Consider the following 8,795-nt stretch of genomic DNA (forward strand, 5'->3'; position numbering starts at 1 on the left):
CGTTCAGCGTCGGACGTGGGCCGTCGCGCCTGCGATGAGCGCTTCGACCTCGGTGAGGGTGGCCATGGAGACATCGCCGGGAGTCGTCATCACCAGGGCGCCGTGGGCCGTGCCGTAGGCGAGGGCGCGTTCCAGGGAGTGGCCGGCGAGCAGGCCGTGGATCAGCCCGGCGGCGAAGCCGTCGCCGGAGCCGATGCGGTCCAGGACGTGCAGGCCGGGCATGACAGGGCCGGCGACGTAGCCGGTGCCGGCGGACCAGGCCGCCGAGGTACAGTCGTTGACGCCCGCCGAGGGCACCTCGCGCAGGGTCGTCGCGAATACCTGGGCAGCGGGCAGCAGATCGGCCAGGGCGGCGAGGGCGTCCGGCACCTCGTCGGCCGTGAACCGCACGGCCCCGGATGCCTGCCCGCCAGACCGAGTGCGCCCACGATCACGTCGGCGTGGCGGGCCAGGCGCAGTTCGGTCTCGCGGGCCCGCTCCGGTCTGCCGCGGCCGGCCCACAGGCTGGGGCGGTAGTTGGGGTCGTCGGAGACGGTGACGCCGTGGCGGCGCAGCGGGCGCCGCCCACGGACAGGGCGCGGCCGCCGGGGCGGCCGAAGCGGGATCGGGCACGGTCAGGACCGGCACGATCCGCGCGTCGGCGACTTTGGCGGAGAGGTCGGCGCTCATCGGCCCAGCCAGCCGCCGTCGACCGGAAGGACGGTGCCGTGGACGTAGGCGGCGGCGTCCGAGGCCAGGAATACGGTGGCGCCCGCGAGGTCGTCGGCGCTGCCCCAGCGGGCGGCCGGGATGCGGTCCAGGATCGCCTTGCTGCGAAGCGGGTCGTCCTGGAGGGCCTGGGTGTTGTCGGTGGCGATGTAGCCCGGCGCGATGGCGTTGACGTTGACGCCGTGGGGCGCCCACTCGTTCGCCAGCGCCTTGGTGAGACCGGCGACACCGTGCTTGGCGGCGGTGTAGCCGGGGACGGTGATCCCGCCCTGGAAACTCAGCAGGGAGGCGGTGAAGATGACCTTCCCCCGGCCCCGTGCGACCATCGACGCACCGACCGCCCGGGCCAGCGCGAACTGGGCGCTCAGATTGACCTGGAGGACCAAGTCCCAGTCCTCGTCCGTATGTTCAGCCGCGGGGGCCCGACGGATCGTACCTGCGTTGTTCACGAGGATGTCCACCGGACGCTCCCGGCCCGCGAGATCAGCGCCCAGCGCCCGGACGGCCTCGGGGTCGGCGAAGTCGGCGCGGATCGCCGCGAAGCTGCGCCCGGCGGCAGTCACGTCCTTCTCCACCGCGCTGCCGGACTCCTCCAGCGAGGCGCTCACCCCGATGACGTCCGCGCCGGCCTCGGCCAGCGCGCGGGCCATGGCCCGGCCGATACCGCGCCGGGCTCCGGTGACGACGGCGAGTCTTCCGGTGAGGTCGAAGGCGTTCATACGGCGGTCTCCTGGGCCTCGTCGGTGCAGTCCACCAGGATCTTCATCACGTCACCGCCGCCCTCCAGCGCCTCGAACGCGGCCGGTGCCTGCGTGAGCGGCACGACCTTGCTGATCAGCCGGTCGGCGGGAATGGTGCCGTCGGCCACCAGCGCCACCGCCTTCTCGAAGTCGGAGCGGTCGTACAACCGGGCTCCGACGAGGGTGAGTTCGCGCCAGAAGAAGCGGTGCAGGTTCACCTCGCGGGGCCGGGAGTGGATCGCGACCAGGCACAGCCGGCCGCGCACGCCGAGCACGTCGACCGCGGTGTCCACGCCTCCCGCGGCGCCGGACACCTCGAAGGCGACGTCCGCTCCCGCGTCGCCGGTCCACTGCCGGACCAGCTCGGCCAGGTCCTCGGCGGCCGGGTCCCACACGGTCAGCCCCAACTCCTCGGCGAGCAGCCGCCGGTGGGCGCTCAGCTCCACCACGCGGACGTCCGCCCCGGCGGCCCGGGCCACCAGCGCGATCAGGACGCCGACCGGACCGCCGCCGACCACGACGACCCGCTCGCCGGCGCGCACCCCGGCCCGGCCGACGTCGTGCACCGCGACCGCGGTGGGTTCGACGAGGGCGGCCCGGTCCAGTGGGAGGGAGTCGGGCAGCCGTATGAGAGTGGAGGCGGGCACGGTCCAGCGCTGCTGCATGGCGCCGGGGGAGTCGATGCCGATGAAGTCGAGGTGCTGGCAGATGTGCTGGTGACCCGCGCGGCAGGCCGGGCAGGTGTCGTCCCAGCGCAGCGGCATCACGGTGACCGCGTCACCGGGTGCCCAGTCCTCGACGTCGGGGCCCACTCGGACGACACGGCCGGCCGTCTCGTGGCCGAGTACGGCGGGCACGGTGACCCGGGCGTCCATGTCGCCGTGGAAGATGTGCAGGTCGGTGCCGCAGATACCGACGTAGGCGGGGGCCAGCTCCACCTCGCCGGGGCCGGGGGGTGTGCTGAGGACCGGTGCGGTGTCGAGGGTGCGGGCGGCCAGATAGCGGGTTGCGAGTGTCACGGGGCAGAGTCCCTTCGGCGCAGACCGGCGGCGGATGCCGAGGCTCGGCATCCGTGGTGATGTGTTCTGCGCGGGTTCGGCGCGATGTTCGGTGGGGGGTGTTCAGCTCGTTCGGGCCGTCGTGTCTCCCTCTCCGGCGACGGGCGCAAGGCCGTAGAACGCGGTGGCGGTTCCGGCGAGGAGCGCGTCGATGTCGCTCTCGCTCCAGCCGGTGAGCAGCTCGTCCACGGTGGCGGCCCACCGGTTCCAGCCTCCGGCCAGGTTGGCGACCGGCCAGTCCGAGCCGAACATCAGCCGCTCGGGGCCGAAGGCGGAAAGCAGCACGTCCCAGACGGGGCGGATGTCGGCGGTGGTCCAGTGGGTGTGGTCGGCCTCGGTGATCAGCCCCGAGACCTTGCACACCACCTGAGGGTGCGCTGCCAGCTGCCGCGTCCGGTGTTCCCAGTCCGCGATGTCCTGCCGGGCGATGTCCGGCTTGCCCGCGTGGTTGAGGACCTGGGGCAGGTCGGGGAAGCGTTCCGCGAGCCGGATCGCCTGGTCGAGCTGGTGGGCGCGCACGAGTACGTCGTAGCGCAGTCCGCGGTCCCGGACGGCGCGCAACCCGCGTTCCACGTCGGGGCGTTGGAGCCAGTTCGGGTCCGTCTCGCCCTGGACGAGGTGGCGCAGGGAGCGCAGGTACCCGCCGCCCGGCCGGGCGAGCAGCTGGTCGAGCACGTCACCGATCGCCGGGGTGGTGAGGTCCGCCCAGCCGACCACGGCCTGGATCAGCGGCTCCCGTTCGGCGAGCGCGAGCAGGTCCTCGGTCTCGGCGACCTCCGCGACGCACTGTACGACCACCGAGCCGCGCAGCCACCGGCCCGCGATGGGGTGGGTGGCGGTGGAGTGCAGGTCGTCCGGGGTGAAGGTGCGGCGGATCGATGCCACGTCGGGGTCGTCGAGCCAGGGTTGCGGGCGCTGGGCGAGGTCCCACAGGTGGTGGTGGGCGTCGACGAGCACGGATGTGTTCACGGGGTGATCCAAGTCGGGTCGGGTTGGTGCGGGCCGGGTCAGGCGGTGGTGTCTTCGCCGGGCGGACTCAGGTGCCAGATCTCGGGGAGCTCGCTCCACTGGCGGCCCTCGCCCCGGTCGGGGAAGGGTTCCTGGCACGGGTCGGTGAGCTTCCACCAGCGCTGGGTCTCGGGGTCGGCCTCGATGGACGCCATGTCCGCCTCGAAGTCCTCGCCGTGGTACTCCATGTAGGCGAACAGCACGTCACCGTGGAGGAAGATGCTGTAGTTGCGGATGTTCGCCCGGTGCAGGGCGGCTTCGACGCCCGGCCAGACGGCGGAGTGCAGCCGGAGGTACTCCTCTCGGTGTTCGGGGCGGAGTCTGATGGTCTGGGCGATGCGCTTCATCGGGGCCTTCCTTCGTGGATACCCCGGCCTTCAGGCCGGGGAGGAAACGAAGCTCCTGTGGAGCAGGGCAGGAGAAGTTGGTTCGTCGCCCGGGCCGACGGCCACCGCACACCGGCCGACACCCAGCGCTCACACGGGAGCTGATAGCGTGTGAGATATGGCGGCGCAGGTTAAGCGGGCGTTCAAGTACCGCTTCTACCCCACGGGCGAGCAGGCGGCGGAGCTGTCGCGCACGTTCGGCTGTGTCCGCCTGGTGTACAACAGGGCGCTGGAGGAGCGGACCCGGGCCTGGTACGGCGAGCAGCGCCGGATCTCCTACGTGCAGTCCTCCGCCGCGCTGACGCAGTGGAAGAAGAGCGAGGAGCTGGCCTTCCTGACCGAGGTGTCCTCGGTCCCGCTGCAGCAGGCACTGCGTCATCTGCAGACGGCGTTCGCCAACTTCTTCGCCAAGCGGGCGAAGTACCCGCGGTACAAGAGCCGGAAGAAGTCCCGGGCGTCGGCCGAGTACACCCGCAGCGCCTTCACGTGGCGCGACGGGCAGCTGACGCTGGCGAAGATGGCGCAGCCCCTGGACATCCGCTGGTCTCGCCCCCTGCTTGAGGGCGCGGAACCGACCACGGTGACCGTGTCCCGCGACGCGGCGGGCCGCTGGTTTGTGTCCCTGCTGTGCGAGGACGCTGTCGCCCCGGCCCCCGCCACGCATGCGGCGGTCGACGTCGACGCCGGGATCACCTCGCTGGTGACCCTGTCCACGGGGGAGAAGATCGCCAACCCGCGGCACGAGCGGCGGGATCGCGCCCGTCTGGCCCGCGCGCAGCGCGAGTTGTCGCGCAAGGCGAGGGGCTCGGCGAACCGGGAGAAGGCACGGCGTCGTGTCGCCAAGGTCCATGCGCGGATCGCTGACCGGCGCCGGGACTTCCTGCACAAGCTGTCGACTCGACTCGTCCGCGAGAACCAAGTGGTCGTGATCGAGGACCTGACCGTCCGCAACCTGCTGAAGAACGGGCGCCTGGCGCGCGCCATTTCGGATGCGGCCTGGACGGACCTGCGCATGATGCTGGAGTACAAGTGCGCCTGGTACGGGCGCGACCTCGTCGTGATCGACCGCTTCTTCCCCAGCTCGAAGCTGTGCGGGGCCTGTGGCATGGTCGCGGCGAAGCTGCCGCTGAACGTCCGTAAGTGGACGTGCGAGTGCGGCGCGGTGCATGACCGCGACGTGAATGCGGCACGCAACATCCTGGCCGCCGGGCTGGCGGCAGCAGCCTGTGGAGACGGTGTAAGACCTCAACGGGAGTCCTCCCGGACGGGGCGGTCGTCGGTGAAGCAGGAAACCCAGCGGGCGACCGCTGGAATCCCCCGCCTTTAGACGGGGGAGGAAGTCAAGCCGATTCCCCTGTTGCGTCGATGGTGTTGGTCCCGTCGGCCGTGGTGTCGAACGGCGTGCGGTAGCTGGGAACCCGGGTACGCAGCCCCAGCCGCAGGGTGAGCCGGATGCGCGTGGACGCGGGCAGACGGACCGTCAGAAACTCGCTGTCGCAGGGGATTTCGGTCTCGGTGACGTCCGGCTCGGTGTGGCCGTAGTCGTACATGTTCCCGATCCAGGCGTCGTCCGTGCAGGTCGTGTACCGGACGCCGGTGATGGTGTGCTCGGCGAACGCGCCCGCCTGGACGATGACCGTGCGGTCGGTGCCGGGGGAGAGGTTGACCAGTTCGACCGTGGTCGCCTCGGGGTCGATGGAGGTGACGAGGGCGGCGACATCGGCGGGCAGACCCGCGCGGCGGGCGTCGGCGTCGTGGTAGCGCAGCCGCGCCTGCTGCAGACCGCCCTGGTACACCACCTGCGGGCCGCCCCAGGTCAGCTGCACCAGGGCCTCGGTGGCCACCGGGTTGCACTGCTGCCAGACGTGGATGTCGGCCTCGGGCACGTCCAGGTCGCGGTAGCGGTCGATACGCCGTAGCCGGTGCCTGATCTGGGCCTGGGCGGCGGCGAGGATTCGCTCCGGGTAGTCGGGGTCGTCGCCGGCCAGGAAGGCGAACCACGCCTTCTCATGGCCGGACTCCTCCTTGGCGCGGAAGGGCCGCACGGTACGCCAGTCGATGCCGTCGGCCTCGCGCAGCCGCTCCAGCCGGGCGCGGTCGGACTCGGAGAAGGTGTGGTGCCACAGGGCCACCGGCACGGGGGGTGTGGCGGGGTTGTAGTCGAACCAGCCTGAGTCGTTGTGCCGGAACGGCAGATGGAGGGTGGGCGTGTCACGGTCCGGACCGAGTTCGACTGCCCACTTGGAGGGCAGGCTGGAGTCGGCCTCCGTGTGGGGCATGACCTTGGCGTGGTCGATGAGGGTGTCGAGCGAGGTCGCGACCATGGAGAGGTAGTCGTCGTCCCCGCTGACGGTCGCCGCCGCGAGCGCGGCCACACAGGCCGCGTGACCGAGGCTGTGCCAGCCGTGCGGCCAGGACCAGCCGTAGTGGCCGCCGTACCAGCGGCCTTCCAGGAGGCTGCCGACGACTCCGTCCGGGCCGACGTTGTCCGGGATCAGGCCGTCGTGCTGCCGGGTGCGCTCGCGCCAGGCGCCCACGTACTCGACGATCCAGTCCCGGTAGCGCTCCTCGCCGGACAGGATCCAGGCGTTGAGGACCAGTCCGGCCGCGGCGAGGTTGAGCGCGGTGTCGCCGACGCCCATACGGTCCCGCATCTGGTCGCCCAGCCGGGGGTCCGCCGAGAGCGGGTACGGGCCGTCCTGGGCCTCGGGGAGCCATTCGAGCGGGTAGCCGTAGGTCTCCGCTTCCTTGAGCAGCCAGGGGTAGACGTCGCCGTCGAACAGGCCGGTGCGGTCGGGGTCGCTGCCGTTGTGGGGACGGGTGATGATGCGGTGTTCGGGGTCGTAGTTGCCCTTGGCGGGGTCGACGTACAACTCGGCGAAGCGCAGGGCGCGCTCACGCCAGCGGTCGGGGGCGGCCATGCACAGGAAGTAGAGCAGCAGCAGGCTCTCGCCCTGGTGGAACCAGTCGTAGCCGCGCTCGTACTCGTCGCGCAGCATGTTCAGTTCGGTCAGCTGCTTGGTGACGCCCTCCCAGTGCTTCTCGCTGGCGGGCAGGAGGTCGTCGGCGCCGCCGAGGAGGTAGAGCTGGGGCCAGTTGAAGAAGACCTCGTAGAAGTCGTCCACGCCGTCGCGGGTGGTCAGCTGGTTGTTGTAGTTCAATCGGCCGTCGGGGCCGGTGAAGGCGTCCTCGAAGCGGCGCCAGGCGTGGTCGAGCAGATCGAACAGGGCGCGCTGTGCCACGGCCCAGCCGGGGGCTTCGAGCAAGGGGACCGTGGCCTGGACATCGGGTATCGAGTCGCCGGAGGCGTCGGGGTGCGGGCTGAAGGGCATGAGAGCGGTTACTCCTTGGTGGCGCCGGCGAGCATTCCGCTGACCAGGAAGCGCTGGGCGAACAGGAACACGACGAGGACGGGGGTGATGGCAACCAGCGTCGCCAGTGCCAGTTGCGGGCGTTGGATCGCGAGGTTGCCGACGGTCGGGTTGAACGAGGGCACATTGCTGAGGAGACTGCCGACGCCCACCTGGATCGGCATCTGGTCGCTCTCGGGCAGCATCACGTACGGCAGGAAGAAGTTCGTCCAGTTGGCGACGAAGCTGAAGAACCCGACCAGCGCGATGACGGGCGTCGCCAGTGGCAGGGCCACATGGCGGAAGACGCCGAACTCGGAGCAGCCGTCGATCCGGGCCGCTGCCAGGAGGTCCCTGGGCACGGCAGTGGTGAAGTAGATGTACGTCAGGTACACCCCGAACGGGTAGAACGAGTACGGCAGGATGATCGACCACATGGTGCCGATCAGGTGCACCGCGTTGATCTCCAGGAACAGCGGTACCACCAGCGTGGCGTTCGGCATCAGCATCACGACGAGGGTCGCGATCAGCAGCGCGTGCCGGCCGCGGAACTCGGTCATCGCCAGGGCGTACCCGGCCGGAATGGCCAGGCAGAGCGTGATGACCAGCGAGATGGCGGCGTAGACGGCGGAGTTGCGCAGCCACAGCAGGATGGCGTCGTCCTGGAAGGCGGTGAGCGCGTGCCAGTTGGCCGACAGCGCGTGCCAGGATCCGAAGGACAGCGGGTTGTCGTGGACCAGTTGCTGGTCGGTCTTGGTCGCCGCGAGCAGCAGCCACAGCACCGGCAGCACGAAGAACACCACGAACACGGTGAGCACGGTGCCCGCCAGCAGCCGGGAGGTCATGTGCTGCGGTGCTCGTCGGCGCTGCCGTCGTTCTCCGTGTCGGGTGCGGATCATGACACTCCGATCCCGTTCCGTGCGTGGTGCGTTGGCAAGGGGAGTGGGTCGTGTGTCAGTCGGCATCGAAGAACCCCGATCGTGCGACGAAGACACCGGCGACCGACACGCTGACGACCAGGAGCTCCACCGAGACCGCGGCGGCGCCGTTGATGTTGTTCATCTGGAAGGCGAAGTCGTAGGTGAGCTGGTTGAGCGAGTAGTCGCGGCCGGCCACGCCGTTGCTGGCGAGGGAGAGCAGCTGCGGCTCGACGAAGAGCTGCGCGCCGCCCGCGAAGGCCAGGATCACCATGTACACGATCCACTTGCGGAGCATGGGGATCTGCACGCGCCAGGCGGTCTGCCAGCCGTTCGCGCCGTCGATGCGCGCGGCCTCCATGACGTCCTTGGGGATGTTGTTCAGCGCGCCGTACATGACGACGATCCAGCCGCCCGCACCGGTCCAGAACGCGATGATCGTGAACAGCAGCGCGAGGTTGCCGGGGGCGATGACCTCGCCGAAGGTGTGGAAGCCCAGCGTCTCCAGCAGGGAGCTGACGGGGCTGACCGTCGGGTCGAGCATGAACAGCCACACCAGGACGCTCGCGGCACCGGCCAGGGCCCCGGGGATGTAGTAGAGGAAGCGCAGCGTCTGACTGACCGGCCC

Annotated in this window: 8 protein-coding genes and 1 pseudogene; 1 reads left to right on the forward strand and 8 read right to left on the reverse strand. The window is 70.5% G+C overall.

Going from position 1 to position 8,795, the window contains the following annotated elements; translation table 11 throughout:
- Positions 1–3: 3 nt before the first annotated feature.
- The 5 genes and pseudogenes from ABZZ74_RS39915 to ABZZ74_RS39935 form a co-directional block, all read right to left on the reverse strand.
- Positions 4–551, reverse strand: a pseudogene (locus ABZZ74_RS39915) (PfkB family carbohydrate kinase); the annotation flags it as partial.
- A gap of 114 nt (positions 552–665) precedes the next feature.
- On the reverse strand, positions 666–1,427 hold the full coding sequence (locus tag ABZZ74_RS39920) for an SDR family oxidoreductase (RefSeq protein ID WP_356949057.1): 762 nt from the start codon (positions 1,425–1,427) through the stop codon (positions 666–668).
- Positions 1,424–2,467: an alcohol dehydrogenase catalytic domain-containing protein gene (locus tag ABZZ74_RS39925; protein ID WP_356949058.1), complete on the reverse strand. Its 1,044-nt coding sequence runs from the start codon at positions 2,465–2,467 to the stop codon at positions 1,424–1,426. Before ABZZ74_RS39925 ends, ABZZ74_RS39920 begins: the two co-directional genes overlap by 4 nt.
- Before the next feature lie 102 nt (positions 2,468–2,569).
- On the reverse strand, positions 2,570–3,475 hold the full coding sequence (locus tag ABZZ74_RS39930) for an amidohydrolase family protein (protein WP_356949059.1): 906 nt from the start codon (positions 3,473–3,475) through the stop codon (positions 2,570–2,572).
- A gap of 38 nt (positions 3,476–3,513) precedes the next feature.
- On the reverse strand, positions 3,514–3,861 hold the full coding sequence (locus ABZZ74_RS39935) for an L-rhamnose mutarotase (protein WP_356949060.1): 348 nt from the start codon (positions 3,859–3,861) through the stop codon (positions 3,514–3,516).
- Between the two features lie 157 nt (positions 3,862–4,018).
- On the opposite strand from ABZZ74_RS39935, the gene ABZZ74_RS39940 reads away from it, so the two are divergent.
- Positions 4,019–5,227, forward strand: coding sequence for an RNA-guided endonuclease TnpB family protein (locus ABZZ74_RS39940; protein WP_356949061.1), 1,209 nt, complete (start codon positions 4,019–4,021; stop codon positions 5,225–5,227).
- A gap of 13 nt (positions 5,228–5,240) precedes the next feature.
- On the opposite strand, the gene ABZZ74_RS39945 is transcribed toward ABZZ74_RS39940, so the two are convergent.
- The 3 genes from ABZZ74_RS39945 to ABZZ74_RS39955 all read right to left on the reverse strand — a co-directional run.
- Positions 5,241–7,232 carry a hypothetical protein gene (locus ABZZ74_RS39945; protein ID WP_356949062.1) on the reverse strand — a complete coding sequence of 664 codons (1,992 nt, stop codon included), beginning with the start codon at positions 7,230–7,232 and terminating at the stop codon, positions 5,241–5,243.
- Positions 7,233–7,240: 8 nt separating this feature from the next.
- Entirely contained in the window at positions 7,241–8,095 is an 855-nt protein-coding gene (locus ABZZ74_RS39950; RefSeq protein ID WP_356949066.1) for a carbohydrate ABC transporter permease, read from the reverse strand.
- A 109-nt stretch (positions 8,096–8,204) separates the two neighbouring features.
- A partial coding sequence (locus ABZZ74_RS39955; protein WP_356949063.1) for a sugar ABC transporter permease occupies positions 8,205–8,795 on the reverse strand: 591 nt, incomplete at its 5' end.

Origin of the sequence: Streptomyces sp. NPDC006476 (assembly GCF_040612015.1) — a bacterium.
GTDB classification, from domain to species: domain Bacteria; phylum Actinomycetota; class Actinomycetes; order Streptomycetales; family Streptomycetaceae; genus Streptomyces; species Streptomyces griseorubiginosus_B.

Excerpts from the sequence above, each read along its gene's own strand:
- ABZZ74_RS39920 (WP_356949057.1), bottom strand. The coding sequence starts at position 1,427 with ATGAACGCCTTCGACCTCACCGGAAGACTCGCCGTCGTCACCGGAGCC.
- ABZZ74_RS39935 (WP_356949060.1), bottom strand. The coding sequence starts at position 3,861 with ATGAAGCGCATCGCCCAGACCATCAGACTCCGCCCCGAACACCGAGAG.
- ABZZ74_RS39940 (WP_356949061.1), top strand. The coding sequence starts at position 4,019 with ATGGCGGCGCAGGTTAAGCGGGCGTTCAAGTACCGCTTCTACCCCACG.
- ABZZ74_RS39945 (WP_356949062.1), bottom strand. The coding sequence starts at position 7,232 with ATGCCCTTCAGCCCGCACCCCGACGCCTCCGGCGACTCGATACCCGAT.
- ABZZ74_RS39950 (WP_356949066.1), bottom strand. The coding sequence starts at position 8,095 with ATGACCTCCCGGCTGCTGGCGGGCACCGTGCTCACCGTGTTCGTGGTG.